Source organism: Teichococcus deserti, assembly GCF_001982615.1.
Classification (GTDB): domain Bacteria; phylum Pseudomonadota; class Alphaproteobacteria; order Acetobacterales; family Acetobacteraceae; genus Pseudoroseomonas; species Pseudoroseomonas deserti.
This window is the reverse complement of record NZ_MLCO01000281.1, coordinates 1-14,947: the sequence shown is the minus strand read 5'-3', so window position 1 is coordinate 14,947 and position 14,947 is coordinate 1. Positions and strand designations below refer to the sequence as shown.

The window sequence follows — 14,947 nt, the reverse complement described above, 5'->3', positions numbered from 1 at the left end:
GGACATCGCCCTTCAGCGTGTCGTTGCCCGAGCCGCCGATCAGGTTCTCGATGTTGACCAGGGTCTCGCCGGCCGCGGCGCCGGTCGAGTTCCCCTGCGCGGTCAGGTCGAGCGAGATGCCGCCCGTCTCGGAAGCATAGGAGACCGTGTCGACACCTTCGCCACCGTCGAAGTAATCGACGCCGCCGCCGCCGATCAGGGTGTCGTTGCCCCAGCCGCCGCGGAGGATGTTGTCGGCGGCGTTGCCAATGAGCGTGTCGTCGTAATCAGAGCCGGTCGCGTTCTCGATGCCGGACAGCGTATCCGTGTCATTGCCGCTGCCGGCGAAGCCGAGGGTCAGGTCAATCGTCAGCCCCTCGTCGCGGTAGACATAGCTGACGGTATCGACACCATCACCACCGTCGATCACGTCGTTTCCGATGCCGCCGGACAGCTGATCGTCACCCGCGCCGCCATCCAGGGTGTCATTCCCCTCGGCCCCGGTGATGTAGTCATTGCCCGCACCGCCGCGGAGGATGTCGTTGCCTTCACCGCCACCCAACATGTCATTGCCATCACCGCCGTCGATGGTGTCGTCTCCATCGTCACCAGAGATGATGTCATGGCCCGCGCCACCATCCAGGACGTCGTCGCCGGCCAGGCCCTGCAGCAGGTTGTCGCCACCATCGCCAATCAGCTTGTCGGCATGGTCCGACCCGCGCAGACCTTCGATCGAGACGTAGGTGTCGCCCCGCGCCTCATTGCCGGCCAGGCCCTGCAGGCTGTTCTTGCGCGCAGCAAGCGATGCCTCGACGCCGATGGCCGCATTCTCATAGCTGGCGATGTCGAAGCCGTCGCCGCCGTTCAGGGCGTCGGCATCGAGGCCACCTTCCAGCACATCATCGCCAGCACCGCCATACAGGGCGTCCTTTCCGGCCAGGCCGTAGAGGTGATTGGCCCCCGCATTGCCATAGAGAGCATCGGCGTACTTCGATCCCTCGAGGTTCTCGATGCTGTTGTAGACGTCGCCTGCCGCATCACCGGTGTTCGGCGAGCTGGGCAGGGCCCCGAAGATGCCGAAGTCACCCGGCGGCTCGCGATGGCCATCGGTCAGGGCGGCGGTCACGCCCCGGCTGGCATTGGCGTAGGAGGCGGTGTCGGTGCCCTCGCCACCGTCGAGGAAGTCAGCGCCGGCGCCGCCCTCGAGCTTATCGTCGCCGTCCTCACCGAGGAGGATGTTGTCGTTCCCGTCGCCGACGATCAGATCAGCGTAGTCGCTGCCGATCACGTTCTCGACCGAAATCAGGTCGTCGCGATCGGTGTTGCCGGACACCAGGCTGGTCGTCTCACCCTTGTCCAGGCGCACTTCGACGCCGCCTTCGGCATCATAGTAGGCGATGGTGTCATTGCCCTCGCCGCCGATCAGCACGTTCGACCCGCTGCCGCCGACGAGCAGGTCATTGCCGCGGCCGCCGTCCAGCACGTCGTCGCCAGCGCCGCCATGGAAGACGTTGCGGACGCCCTCATAGCTTTCACCGGCGGTCACGTCGCCGATCAGCCAGTCATCGCCGGCCGTGCCCACAATGTTCTCGATGCTGACCAGGGTGTGGCCTGCGGCGATACCGTCGCTCGAGGCGAAGGGATCCAGCGAGACGGTCACGCCGCCCTGCGCGCCGGAAGCCTGCGAATAGTCGGCCGTATCGACACCATCGCCACCCTCGATGGTGATGGCATCATTGCCCATGATGAAGTGGTCAGCGCTCTCGGTGCCGACGATCTTCTCGATATTGGCGATGGTGTCGGTATAGCTGGCGTTTCCGTCGGAATGCGTGACGGTGCCGCTGACCAGATTCGCCGAGATGCTATGGCCGGAGCCGATATCGACGTAGCTCAGCGTGTCATTGCCCGACCCGCCGTCGATGCTGTCATTGCCGAGGCTGCCATGGATGACGTCGTCATCGGCGCCGCCGTCAATGATGTCGCTGCCCTGGCCACCGGTCAGGGTGTCTTCGCCGGCGTTGCCGCGCAGCGTGAGGCTCGCGGAGCTGGTGCCGCCGGTCATGAGGTCGGCGTTCTCGGAGCCCTCGACGACTTCGAAGCCACTGACCGAATAGCTGAGGCTGCCCGAGAGGGTCGGGGCATAGGCGGAATTCCCGAAGACGATCTGAACCGAGCCCGAACCCATGTCGACGTTCAGATGCGCCTCGGGAGACTGACCGCTGAGCGCCGGCAAAGCATCGAGGGTCCGGCCGTCGATGACGTCGCCGCTGCCCGCGCTGCCGACGATCTTCTCGACATTGACGGCCGTGTCGATGCCGTTGCCGGGGCCCTTTTCAATGGCCAACCGCGGCTGAGTGCCGGAGATGACCGCGTCGAGGCCAAGGGAGACGGTGCCGCCCGCGCTGGTGTAATCCAGAGTGTCAAGGTCCGCGCCACCGTCGATGGTGTCACTGCCGCTCAGAGCGCCCAGGATCACATCGTTGCCGGCGCCACCATCGACGATGTCATTGCCGTCGCCGCTGTCGATGACATCGTCACCGCCGAGGCCGGAGATGACATCATCGCCGCCAAAGGTCGAGATGGTGTTGGCGGCGGCGTTCCCCGTCACCTTGTCGGCGAACTGCGTCGTCGTGACGTGCTCGAAGCCTTCGGTGGGGATGACGAAGTTGGCGAGGCTGCCCGAGATGGGGGCATTGTTGAACCGCCCCATCAGCTTGATGAGGCCTGTCGTGAGGTCGATATTCGTCCCGATGGCCGCGCCGGTCGGTTGGTTCAACAGCGGCGTGCTGATCGTGTCATCGAGACCACCGGTTGCCGCGGTGACCTTGTCGACATTGATCAGCGTATCTTCGCCGACGAAGGTCCCGCTGGTGCCGTACTTCTGGACAACCGCCTTGGCGGTGACAGGGAGGCCGCTGGTGTGGAAGGTGACATCCGCGGTCAGCGTCACACTGCTGAAGCTGGACCCGTAGACAGCATAGTCGACGCCGGTGCCGCCATCGAAGCTATCGTTGCCGTAGCTTCCGTTGAACGTGTCGTTCGTCGACGCGCTCGTATAGACGTCGTCACCGGGGGTACCATTGATAGCAGCCATTTTGACCTCTCGGCAGTGCAACCGTGATTGCACTTACACAGGCCAAAACCGTGTCACAATGTTAATAATTTAGTTATTCCCGGTCAAATTTCGAATTCTGTAAGCGAATGGTTAATGTAAGACCAGATGCTCCCCGGTCAGGCATTCAGCAGATACGAAGGCACCACATGATGGAATTTGGATGTGTTGTCGTTCAGCCAAAGAGCGCATTGGCCGCTCGCCAGCCACTTCCAGGTGCGACTGGCTTCCTCCTGTGACCGGTTCCGCCGAATTGCGAGCCTTTTAAGAGGTGGGCGGAAGAGCGCGTGCAACAGGCCCGACCGCAACCATGCGGTGGATGCCTGGCGCGCCCGTCCCAATTTGCTCCGGAAGCCAGAATAATAAGCTTTTGAAAGAAAGCAGGGGGAGACGGAGGGCAGGGCGCGTCGGTGGAAGAGACGCACCTCCGTCAGCATTCCGCCTTCAAACGGCCGACCACCATCATCCTTCACCGACCCACATTCCGGCGGATCGACGGGACGCGGCCGAGGTCCACGATGTCCCGGGCAGAAGCGGGCAAGGGCGCTTGGTGACCTGGCATCCTTCCTCCTGATTGCGGCATTCCTGGACCGCCGGGCATTGGCGATGGCGCCGTTCTCGATCGGAGGAAGCCTATGCGGCCGGAGGGCAAGCGAAGGGCCGACGCCAGGCGCTGAGCACGGTCTTCTCACGGCGGCGGGCCGAACCCGGAGCTGCTCTCCACACCCCGGATCCGCGCTGGCTTAACGGGCAATCCAGATGCGGCAGGGCGGGCGGCGCAGTTGCCCGCAGGAAAGGAATCGAACGGCACATCGCTTGACCGAGAGGCTGAACAGCCCAGGCCGTTCCCGGATGTGGTGCAGGTCCGCCTAGAACCGCATCACGGCTCGCCTTTGCGGCGTGACGCGTTGACAGGACATATCCTCTCCTCCCAACTCAGGGTAGGCGTATAATCTGTGTTATGTAAATTGAAGCCTGGCGGACGCGATCAGCCCGGACATATCTTTCCTGCGTCGCCGGCATCCTTACAAAGTCTTGCAAACTTCCACACGGGGGCGTGATCCGTGCTAGGAGCGCGCCGCCACCCGCGCATCCCCGGACCCCGACGCCCCGTCGCCATGCCGCTCCTGACCAAACTGCCCGATCTGAGCACGCTGCGCCTTTGCAGCGTGCTGCTGACCCTGGCCTTCTCCCTCGTCTTCCTGCTGCTCTGGATCGGCCGGCGGGAGGAGCGCTACCTGCTGCACTGGTCAGCCAGCGCCATCGTCTATGGCCTGGTGCTGATCGGGCTGGAGGCCCTGGCCGATGCCGCCGCCCCGGCCGGCGAGCCCGCGCTGCCCGCCGTCTGCCTGCTGCTGACCGGCATCGTCGCCAGCAACCTGCTGCTGGTCACCGGGCTGCGCCTGTCCGACGGCCGCCGGCCCTGGCGCCTCTGGATGCTGGCGGTGCTGCTGCTGGGCCTTGGCGCCTGGGCCGGCGAGATCGCGGCAGGGCTGCTCGGCCTGCCGCCGCTCTCGGCCCGGCGGGTCGGCGGCAGCCTGGGGCTGATGGGCAATGTCCTGGCGCTCGGGCTGGTGATGCTGCGCCCGCCGCGCCGCGCCGGCAGCCCGGCCGGCGGCGGCCGCGTCATCGCCGCCTGCGCCATGCTGGCCTATATCCCTGGTTATTGCATCGCCATCGCCCTCGACACCCAGGCGATCGAAACCAACAACTTTGCGGCGCTGGTCCCGATCCTGTCGGACCAGCTGCTACTGCCGGTGCTCTATCTCGGCCTGCTGGCCATGCCCGGCGAGCGCGACCGCGCGGCCCTCCGCGAGGCCGCGCTGCGCGACCCGCTGACCGGCGCCTGGAACCGCGCCGGGCTGGCGGCGCGGCAGCGCGGCTTCCTGGCGCGCGGCGGCGTGCTGATCCTGCTCGACATCGACCATTTCAAGGTGGTGAACGACCGCCACGGCCATGCTGCGGGGGATGCCGTGCTGGCCGGCTTCGCCCCCCGCATGGCGGCGCTGGCCAGCGAGCGCGCCGGCGAGCTCTACCGGCTGGGCGGCGACGAGTTCCTGATCACCCTGCCCGCCACCACCGAGGCCGAGGCCGCCGCCCTGGCGCAGCGCATGCGCGCCGCGGTGGCGCAGCCTGTCGCCGGCCAGCCGCCCTACACCATCAGCCTGGGCCTCGCTGCCATCGCCGCCGGCGCGCCCGGCCTCGAGGCCGGCATGGCCCGCGCCGACTTCCTGCTCTACCGCGCCAAGGCGCTGGGGCGCGACCAGGTGGTGGTCTAGACCCCGCCGTTATCGAACGAAAATTCGTCGGGCCAGGTGACGAACAGCCCGACATCGCCGGGCATGCCGTCCCGCAGGCTGACGATGCGCGCCTGCAGCCCGAAGCCGCCCGGCTTCAGCGTCTGCGACCAATAGGCGTAGAGCGCCTTGGCGAAGCCCGGCAGCTGGTCCTCCCAGCCGGGCAGCGCATGGTTGATGCGCCGGCCGCTGTCCGGGCAGTAGTCCGAGGGGAAGGCCAGGATCTGCACCTCCCGCTCATGCCGGCCGAAGGCGCGCAGGATGCGGTGCTGGATGTCGGCGGCATCGGCCTCGGTCATGGCGCGGGCGAGGAAGGCGCGATGCTCGGCATCCTGCTCCTTCAGCGCCGCCGCCTCGGCCTGGTGCAGCTGGTCGAGCTCGGCGTCGCGCCTCGCCTTGCGCTCGGCATAAAGGGCGGCGACGGTCAGCGTCTCGGACATGGTGGGCGGCTCCAACGGATGACCGCCCGACCTTGGCCCCGGAGCGGGGGCGGGGCAACCCGCCCGCCGCCGGGCCGCCGATCAGAAGTCGTAGAGCCGCGCCGGGTTGTCGACCAGGATGCGCTGGCGCACCGCGGCCTCCGGCGCCCAGTCGGTCAGCAGGTTCAGCACCCGCCCGTCATCCACCGGCACCGGCGCCGCGATGTCGGTCGCGGCGCGGCCGGCCAGCACGGCGCTGTCCGGATGCGGCCAGTCGGTGCCCCAGACGATGCGGTCGGGATTGGCCTCGATCAGCGCGCGGGCCAGCGGCGCGACCTTGGGGTAGTCCGGCGCCTCCTCCGAGGCGCGGTAGGCGCCGGAGATCTTCACATAGGCGCGTCCCGAGCGCACCAGCGTCAGCACCGCGGCGAAGCCCGGCTGGTCGACCCCGGCCGAGGCCTGGGCGCCCGCAAAATGGTCGAAGACCACCGGCATCGGCAGGCCGGACAGCCGGTCCTGCAGCGCCTCGATCAGCGGCAGCCGGGCATAGACCTGCAGGTGCCAGGGCCGGCCCTGGATCTGCGCCAGCGCCGCCTCCAGCACCTGGGCGGCCCGCGCCGGATCGGTGATGCCCCCGGTCTCCAGATTGACGCGGATGCCGCGGATGCCGGCCTGCTGCATCCGGTCGAGCTCCTGCGCCGTGGTCTGCGGGCCGATGACCGCGACCCCCCTCGCCCGCCGCGCGCCGAGCTGGCGCAGCCCGTCCAGCGTCGCCGCATTGTCGGTGCCATAGACGCTGGGCTGGACAATGACGACGCGGTCCAGATGCAGCGCGCGCTGCAGGTTCAGCAGGTCGTCGGCGGTGGCGATCGGCGGGGTATAGACCCGGCCGCTCCAGAAGGGGAATTTCTGGGGGTCGGGGAAGACGTGGGTGTGGCAGTCGCAGGCGCCGGGCGGCACCTGGAAGTTCACCGGCGTGCGCACGGTGGGGGCCGTCGCCGGCGCCGCCGCGCCCTGGGCGGCCGCGCCGCGCGACAGGCCGGTGGCGCCGAGCGCCGCGGCCGTGATCAACCCTTGCCTGCGTGTCATCATTGTCCTGTCCATTCCTCCGAGGTCCTGGCCCGCGTCGTTGCGCAGGCGGCGCGACACTCTGGTCCCCTCGGCGGCCGGGCGGCAATCCCGCTTCGCGGCCGCGCGCGAAGCCGTGCTCCGCTCAGGGTGGCAGCTCCCGCGCCATGACGATGGTCCGCTCCTCGCCCTGCACCACCTCCCGCTGCCGGGCGTAGCCGAGCCGCGCGTAAAACCCCTCCGCCGTGACCGAGGCGGGGACGCGCAGCGCGGTCTCGCCGCCGGCGCGCGCGGTGTCCTCCAGCATCGCCATCAGGGCGCGGCCGATGCCCTGGCCCTGGCGGCCGGGCGCCACGAAGACGCTGCGCACCACATCGCCTTCCAGCGCGGCGGTGCCGACCACGACGCCCTCGACCTCGGCCAGGAAGACGCGGCGGCGGGCGATCTGGCCGCGCACCGCCTCGGGGGCGAAGGCCTCGGCCACCGCCTCGATCACCGCGGGCGGGTAGTCGCGGGCATTGCTCTGGCGCAGCGCCGCGACCACCACGGCGCTGATGGCGGCGGCATCGGCCTCGAGGGCGGCGCGGATCCGCATGGCGTCACGCCGCGGGGACGAGAGCGCGGCGCAGCAGACGGGCGCCCGCCCACCAGACCAGCACCAGGAAGCCGAGCCAGAGCACCAGGCTGAGCGGCCAGACCGCCTCGATATGGCCGAGGATCGGCTGCACCGTGCCGTCGCCGTCGGTCAGGAACGTCACCGCCACCACCAGCCCGGGGGGCAGGGCCGCGGCGAAGGACCCTGCCATGGCCTGGTACAGCGCCAGCGGCCGCGGGCGGTCGCGCAGCCGCAGCGCCAGGGCGGAGAGGCCGCAAAGCCCCAGCACCGCCAGCATCGCGATGCCGGTCAGCATCGCGCCCAGGATCACCAGCAGCCCCGTCAGGTCCATCCGCTTTCCGCCAATGCCTCGTCCATCAAGACACCAGCTACCGCCCTGCCCGGCCGCGCTGTCAACGCGGCCGGTGGTCAAATACCCGCGTCAGGCGGTGACGATGGCCTCCGGCGACAGCGCGCCCGCGAAGAACTGCAGCACGTTGTCGGCCGAGGCCAGCGCCATGCGGTGCAACCCCTCGGCGGTGCTGGCGGCGACATGCGGGGTGACCAGCACCCGCTCATGCGCCAGGAAGGCGGGGACTTCGCGCATCGGCTCCTCGGCGATGACGTCAATGCCGACGCCGCGCAGATGGCCGCGGGCGAGCGCCCGCTCCAGCGCCGCCTCGTCGACCAGGGTGCCGCGGGCGGCGTTGATCAGCAGCGCGTCGGGCCGCATCTGCGCGAGAAACGCGTCGTCGACCATGTTGCGGGTGAGCGCGTTGGACGGGCAGTGCAGCGACACGATCTCGGCCTCCGCCAGGGCGGCCGCACGGTCGGGCGCCGGCAGGAAGCCGAGGCCGCGGATGGTGTTGGCCGGGATCGCCGGGTCATGCACCAGCACCCGCATGCCGAAAGCCGCGCAAAGCTTCGCCACCCGCGTGCCGATGCGGCCGAAGCCCAGCAGCAGCACGGTCTGGCCGAACAGGTCGCGGGTCGGCGACTGGCCGGGCACCACCCAGGCGCCGCTGCGCACGCTGGCATTGAAGCGCGCGATCTGGCGGGAGAGCGAGAGCATCAGCATCAGCGTGTGCTCGGCGACCGACAGCGCATTGGCCTCGGGCGTGATGGCCAGGATGATGCCGCGCTCCTGCAGCGCGGGCACGTCGACGGAATCATAGCCGACGCCATGGCGGACGACGAGGCGTAGCCGCTGCGCCTGGGCCAGCAGCGGCCGGTCGATGGCGGTGCCGCGGACGATGATGGCCTCGGCGCCGGCCAGGTGGCCGGGCAGGTTTTCCGGGGTGATGTCGCCGGGGCCGACGAGCTCCACGCCAGGGTCGGCCGCCAGCCGCGCCAGGCCGTCGGGATGGATCGGGTTCAGGACAAGGACCTTGCGCATCGGATCAGCCATGGCTCCAGGGGCGGCGGGCGAAAAGCCCCTTCACGGTCTCGGCTTCCGCCAGGACGAACTTGCGGTACTCGTCGCCGACGATCGGGCGCAGCGGCAGGTTCAGCGTCTTGGCTTCCGCCAGGAACTCGGCGTCGTTCAGCAGCGCGCCGAAGCCCGCGACCAGCTGGTCCAGGATCGGCTTCGGCAGGCCGGGCGGCGCGATGAAGCCGCGGGCCGAGCCGCCGAGCACATCCATCCCCTGCTCGCGGAAGGTCGCGACATCGGCCATCGCCTGCCAGCGCGCCGGCGCCGCCTGGCCCAGGCAGCGGGTGCGGCCCTCGCGCAGCAGGGCCAGCCCCTCGCTGTTGTTGTAGCTGGCGACATCGATCTGCCCGCCAAGCAGGTCGCGGATGCAGGGCGCCGTGCCGTTGTAGGGGGAGTTCAGCGTCTTGACGCCGGTCGCCTCCTCGAAGGCCAGCAGCAGCTGGTGGTCGTCGGAGCCGATGCCGGCGGCGGTGCCGATCGAGACCGCTTCCGGCTTTGCCGCCGCCCGGGCGCGCAGATCCGCCAGGTCCCTGATCGGCGAATCCGCCCGCACCCAGAAGGCGCCGGGATCGTCGACGGCATTGGCGATGTAGGAATAGTCGGCGATGCTCCAGCGCACCCGGCGCTCGAGCGGGATCGAGCTCAGCGCCAGGCTGGCGATGGCGCCGATGGTGAAGCCGTCGGGTCGGGCGGCGAAGATCGCCTCGTTGCCGGTCTGGCCGCCGGCGCCGGGCCGGTTGGTCACCACGAAGCGCGCCTGCGGCAGGTGCTTGGGCAGGTACTTGACCGCCAGACGCGCCATCAGGTCGATGCCGCCGGCCGGCGGATAGGGCACGATCACCTCGATCGGCCGGGCAGCGGGCCAGGCGTCGTCGGCGCGGGAGACGGCGGGGGCGGCGAGCATGCCCGCCAGGGCAGCGGCGCCAAGACGCCTGCGGGTCAGCATTCTCGTTGGTTTCCTCGTTGGTGGTCTCGTTGCCGGCAATCCTAGCCGGGCTTGCCCTGCTGGAAAGTCATATATATTCATCGCTGGCGATAACTTTCCGGCATGGAAGACGATGGTCTCGCTGCGCCAGGTCGAAGCCTTCCACGCCATCGTCGAGGCCGGCAGCTTCGCCGCCGCCGCCCAGGCGCTGGGCACCACCCAGCCGGCCATCTCCAAGCGCATCGTCGAGCTGGAGGCCGATCTCGGCTTCCTGCTGTTCGACCGCGGCGCCCGGCCGCCGCAGCTGACCCGGCACGGCCATGCGCTGCTGCCGCTCTGCGCCGAGATGCTGGCGCTCAGGACCCGGATGCGCGCGACCCTGGACGATCCGGCCGAATATGCCGGCCAGTTCCGCATCGGCATCACCGAGCTGGTGGCGCTGACCGTGCTGCCGGCGCTGATCACCCGCATCCGCGCCCGGCTGCCGCGGATCCGGCTGCGCACCGAGGTGAAGCTGGCCGAGGACCTGCACCAGGACCTGCTGGACCGCCGCAGCGACATGGCGATCGCCCCTGGCCCGCCGCCGGGCGGGCTGCTGCATGCGCGGAAGGTGGCCAGCCTGGAGCTGGCCTGGATGGCGGGCGCCAGCCTCGGGCCGCTGCCGCCGGGGCCGCTGCCGGCCGCGGCGCTGGCGCGGTTCCCGCTGCTGGCGCAGACCCAGCGCTCCGGCCTGCAGGCGGTGGTCAATGAATGGCTGCTGGAGAACGGCCAGCGGCCGCAGCTGATCCTGGCCTGCAACAGCCTGACGGCGCTGTCGGGGATGACCATCGCGGGGCTGGGCATCGCGCTGATGCCGCGCAGCCAGTTCCTGCCGAAGGTGGCCTCCGGCGAGCTGCGCATCATCGAGACCACGCCGCCGATGCCGCGCCTCGACTACCACGTGCTCTACCCGGCCTCCGGGCTGGAGGCGGTGGCGGGGATCGTCGCCGAGGAAGTGGCGGCGGTCGGTCCTGGACTCGGCTGACCGCCTCGGCTTGGTCATGGCCGGAAGATGGACGCGGCGCGCGGGTGGCGGCGAATAGCGGCCATCACCGCTGGGAATTGGGCAGCCGGCGCGAAGAGGCCCAGTCTTTCCCCAGACGCCGAGGCATTCCGCCCCGACATTTCAGGAGCTGCCTGTCATGTCCTTCTCCGATCTCACCATGGCGATCGTGCACCTGCCCTGGGCCCCGGCCCCGCAGCCGGCGCGCCCCGCCCGGCCGGCCGGCAGGACCGTCTGACCGCCTTCCCCCTCCGCTTGCGCGACAACCCGGCCGCCTGACGGACCCCCGCCAGGCGGCCGTCGCGACTCAGGCCGCCGTCTCCCGGTCGGCGCTCAGGCTGCGGGTGATGCCGGCGACATCGACCGAGGCCGCCTGCATGTTGGAGGAAATCTCCTGGGTGGCGTTGCCCTGCTCCTCCACCGCGCCGACCGCGGCGCCGACATAGTCGAGCAGCGCGGCGACCGAGCCGGCGATGGCGTTCAGCGCCGTGCCGACCTCGGCCGAGACCGACTGCATCGCCTCGATGTTCTCGGCCACCTGCTGGGTCGCGGCGGTGGTCTGGTTGGCCAGCTGCTTCACCTCGTGGGCGACGACCGCGAAGCCCTTGCCGGCCTCGCCGGCGCGGGCGGATTCGATGGTGGCGTTCAGCGACAGCAGGCTGATCTGCGAGGCGATGGTGCGGATCAGCTGCACCACCCGGTCCATCGCCGCCGCCGCCTCCTGCAGCCGCCGCGTCGCCTGGTCGGCGTCGGACGCCTTGCGGGTGATGTCCTGCACCACCGCCTGCGAGCGCCGCATGGTCTCGGAGATCTGCGCGGCCGAGGCGCTCATCTGCTCGACCGCCGCGGCGACCGACTGCACGTTGCTCAGAGTCTGGCCGGCGAAGGTGATGGCCTCGGCGCGCGACTGCATCCGCGCGGTGATGTCGGAGGCGTATTTGACGACCTTGCAGGGGCGGCCGTTGAGGTCGAGGATCGGGTTGTAGGTGGCGCTGATCCAGACCACGCGGCCGCCCTTGCCGATCCGCTTGTAGACCGCCGAGTGGAAGTCGCCGCGCCGCAGCTTGGCCCAGAACTCCTCGTAGTCCCGGGTGCCGGTCAGCTCCGGCTCGATGAACATGCTGTGGTGGCGGCCGACCACCTCGGCCTCGGCATAGCCCATGGCGCGGAGGAAGTTGCGGTTGGCCTGCAGCACGCGGCCTTCCATGTCGAAATGGATCACCGCCTGCGACTTGTTGATGGCGTCGATCTGCCCCTCGAAGTCGGCGGTGCGCAGCTTGCTCGCGGTGATGTCGGTGGCGAACTTGATCACCTCGACCGGCGTGCCGTCGAGACCCAGCACCGGGGTGTAGGTGGCCAGGATCCAGACCTCGCGCCCGCCCTTGCCCAGGCGCTTGTATTCGGCGCGCTGGAACTCGCCACGCCGCAGCCCGGCCCAGAAGCGCTCGTAGTCGCCGCTGCTGGCATGTTCCGGCGTCACGCACATGCGGTGGCTCTGGCCGACGACCTCATGCAGCGCGTAGCCCATCATTTGTAGGAAAATGTCGTTGGCCTGGGTGATCACCCCGTCCATGCGGAAATGGATCACCGCCTGGGAGCGGTGGATCGAGGCGATCTGCGCGCCGTCGGCGATCGCGCGGCGCTTCGCCTCGGTCACGTCGGTGGCGAACTTCACCACCCCGATCGGCTTGCCGCGGCGGTTCAGCACCGGGGTGTAGCTGGCCTGGATCCAGACCTCGCGCCCGCCCTTGGCCAGGCGGCGGAACTCGGCCGAGCGGTACTCGCCGCGGCGCAGCGCCTCCCAGAAGTCGCGATAGGCGGCGGATTGCGCCTCGCGCGGCTCGACGAAGAGGCTGTGATGCTTGCCCTGGATCTCGGCGAGCTCATAGCCCATCGCCGTCAGGAAATTGCCGTTGGCGCGGCGGATGGTGCCGTCGAGGGCGAATTCGATGATCGCCTGGGACCGGCTGGCCGCCTCCAGCAGGGCACGCTCGCGACAGAAGATCGGGGAGAAGCTGAACATCTTGCGGTCCCATGAGGAGGAAGGGCGTCGAACCAGATTCGACACGAATTCATGACCACCTTGTGGCCGGAAGCCTGACCTTTCCCCGGCCGGCCGCTTGCCGCGCCGGTGCTGGGATGGCTAGGGTCGACGGGCGGGATACATTGTCGTGGGAGAGAGGACCGGATGGCGGATTTGTCAGGAAGCTTCGGCCGGTTCGGCAGCGGCCAGAAGGTGCGGCGGATCGAGGACAAGGCGCTGCTGGAAGGCGTCGGCCGCTTCACCGGCGACCTCGCCCCCGAAGGCCAGACGCATCTCTACTTCCTGCGCTCGCCGCATGCGCATGCGCGGATCGTCTCGATCGACGTGGCGCCGGCGCTGGCCATCCCCGGCGTGCTGGCGGTGATCACCGGCGAGGAGCTGGCGGCGGCCGGGGTCAAGCCGATGGCGGTCACCCTGCCCTTCAAGCGCCCGGGCGGCGCGCCGCTCGGGGCGCCGGCGCAGCCGCTGCTGGCGCGCGGCACCGTGCGCTTCGTCGGCGACGCCGTGGCCGCCGTGGTCGCCGAGACGCCGTCCCTGGCGCGCGACGCCGCCGAGGCGATCGAGGTGGATTACGAAGACCTGCCTGCCGCCATCGGCCTGGCCCGCGCCGCCTCGCCGGAGGCACCCCCGCTGTGGGAGGGCGGCAACATCGTCGCCGAGACGCAGTATGGCGACGCGGCGGCGACCGAGGCCGGCTTCGCCGCGGCCGCGCATGTGGTCTCGCTGGAGCTGGTGAACCAGCGGCTGGCCCCGGTCTCGATGGAGCCCCGCGTGGTGCTGGCCGCGCATGACGCGGCGAGCGGCCGCGTCACCGTGACGATGAGCAGCCAGATGCCCTCCGGCGCGCGGGATTCGATCCGCGACCTGCTGGGCCTGCCGGAGGGCAGCGTGCGGGTGCTGGTCGGCGATGTCGGCGGCGGCTTCGGCATGAAGACCGGCCTCTATCCCGAGGATGCGGTGGTCGCCTTTGCCGCGCGCCAGGTCGGCCGCCCGGTGAAATGGGCCGCCACCCGGATGGAGGACTTCCTGGCGGCGCTGCATGGGCGCGACACCGAGAGCCATGCGGAACTGGCGCTGGATGCGCAGGGAAAAGTGCTGGGCTTCCGGGTGCGGACCCTGGCCGATATGGGCGCCTATCCGCGCAATTCCGGCATCGCCATCCAGCTGCTGATCGGCCCCTGGGTCTCCACCAGCATCTACGACATCGGCGTGGTGGATTTCCGCTTCACCGCGGTGATGACCAACACGGCGCCGACCGGCCCCTATCGCGGCGCCGGCCGGCCGGAGGCGATCTACCTGATCGAGCGGCTGATGGATGTCGCCGCCCGCCGCATGGGGATCGATCCGGCGGAGCTCCGCCGCCGCAACATGATCCGCCCCGGGCTGATGCCCTACAAGAACGTCATGGGCCAGACCTATGACAGCGGCGCCTTCGAGAAGATGCTCGACCAGGGGCTGACGCTGGCGGATTGGGACGGCTTCGACGCCCGTGCCCGCGCCTCGGCGGCCAAGGGGAAAAAACGCGGCCGCGGCATCGCCACCTTCCTGGAATGGACCGGCGGCAATGTCTTCGAGGAGCGGGTGACCGTCGCCGTCCAGGGCGACGGCGCCATCGAGATCTATGCCACCACCCAGGCCATGGGACAGGGCATCGCCACCTCCTACGCCCAGCTCGCCGTCGACGTCTTCGGCGTGCCGCTTGAAAAAATCCGCGTGGTCTTCGGCGACAGCGATCGCGGCAGCGGCTTCGGCAGCGCCGGCTCGCGCTCGCTGTTCACCGCCGGCTCCGCCGTGAAGGTCGCTGCCGACCGCACGGTCGACAAGGCGAAGGACCTCGCCTCGGAGGCGCTGGAGGTGTCCGCCGGCGACCTCGAAGACAGCCAGGGCCGCATCCAGCTGGCCGGCACCGACCGCGGCATCGACCTCTTCGAGCTGGCGGCGCGCCAGCCCGAGGGCCGCATCTTCATCGACAGCACCAGCAGCGTGTCCGGCCCCACCTGGCCGAACGGCTGCCATGTCTGCGAGGTCGAGGTC

10 protein-coding genes and 1 pseudogene are annotated in these 14,947 nt (G+C 69.7%); 3 read left to right on the top strand and 8 right to left on the bottom strand.

Features of this window, described 5'->3' with window-relative positions; all coding sequences use genetic code 11:
* Nucleotides 1-3,073: pseudogene (locus BKE38_RS24090) on the bottom strand (calcium-binding protein); the annotation flags it as partial.
* A gap of 1,136 nt (nt 3,074-4,209) precedes the next feature.
* Here BKE38_RS24090 and BKE38_RS24085 point away from each other — a divergent pair.
* Complete coding sequence (locus BKE38_RS24085; RefSeq protein ID WP_076959765.1) at nt 4,210-5,370, top strand: GGDEF domain-containing protein; 1,161 nt, start codon at nt 4,210-4,212, stop codon at nt 5,368-5,370.
* On the opposite strand, the gene BKE38_RS24080 is transcribed toward BKE38_RS24085, so the two are convergent.
* From BKE38_RS24080 to BKE38_RS24055, 6 genes are all read right to left on the bottom strand, one after another.
* A complete protein-coding gene (locus BKE38_RS24080) occupies nt 5,367-5,828 on the bottom strand; it encodes a hypothetical protein (protein WP_076959766.1) in 462 nt (153 codons plus the stop codon). The genes BKE38_RS24085 and BKE38_RS24080 overlap by 4 nt on opposite strands.
* Before the next feature lie 81 nt (nt 5,829-5,909).
* Complete coding sequence (locus BKE38_RS24075) at nt 5,910-6,899, bottom strand: amidohydrolase family protein (RefSeq protein WP_076959764.1); 990 nt, start codon at nt 6,897-6,899, stop codon at nt 5,910-5,912.
* Nucleotides 6,900-7,020: 121 nt separating this feature from the next.
* Entirely contained in the window at nt 7,021-7,470 is a 450-nt protein-coding gene (locus BKE38_RS24070) for a GNAT family N-acetyltransferase (RefSeq protein ID WP_076959763.1), read from the bottom strand.
* A 4-nt stretch (nt 7,471-7,474) separates the two neighbouring features.
* A complete protein-coding gene (locus BKE38_RS24065) occupies nt 7,475-7,822 on the bottom strand; it encodes a hypothetical protein (protein ID WP_076959762.1) in 348 nt (115 codons plus the stop codon).
* A 90-nt stretch (nt 7,823-7,912) separates the two neighbouring features.
* Complete coding sequence (locus BKE38_RS24060; RefSeq protein ID WP_083747830.1) at nt 7,913-8,866, bottom strand: hydroxyacid dehydrogenase; 954 nt, start codon at nt 8,864-8,866, stop codon at nt 7,913-7,915.
* 4 nt (nt 8,867-8,870) lie between these two features.
* Nucleotides 8,871-9,848: a tripartite tricarboxylate transporter substrate binding protein gene (locus tag BKE38_RS24055; protein WP_076959760.1), complete on the bottom strand. Its 978-nt coding sequence runs from the start codon at nt 9,846-9,848 to the stop codon at nt 8,871-8,873.
* Nucleotides 9,849-9,960: 112 nt separating this feature from the next.
* Between BKE38_RS24055 and BKE38_RS24050 the strand changes: the two genes are divergently transcribed.
* Nucleotides 9,961-10,851: a LysR family transcriptional regulator gene (locus tag BKE38_RS24050; protein WP_076959759.1), complete on the top strand. Its 891-nt coding sequence runs from the start codon at nt 9,961-9,963 to the stop codon at nt 10,849-10,851.
* Nucleotides 10,852-11,176: 325 nt separating this feature from the next.
* Here BKE38_RS24050 and BKE38_RS24045 read toward each other — a convergent pair whose 3' ends face one another.
* Complete coding sequence (locus tag BKE38_RS24045; protein ID WP_076959758.1) at nt 11,177-12,892, bottom strand: methyl-accepting chemotaxis protein; 1,716 nt, start codon at nt 12,890-12,892, stop codon at nt 11,177-11,179.
* 165 nt (nt 12,893-13,057) lie between these two features.
* Between BKE38_RS24045 and BKE38_RS24040 the strand changes: the two genes are divergently transcribed.
* A partial coding sequence (locus BKE38_RS24040) for a xanthine dehydrogenase family protein molybdopterin-binding subunit (RefSeq protein WP_076959757.1) occupies nt 13,058-14,947 on the top strand: 1,890 nt, incomplete at its 3' end.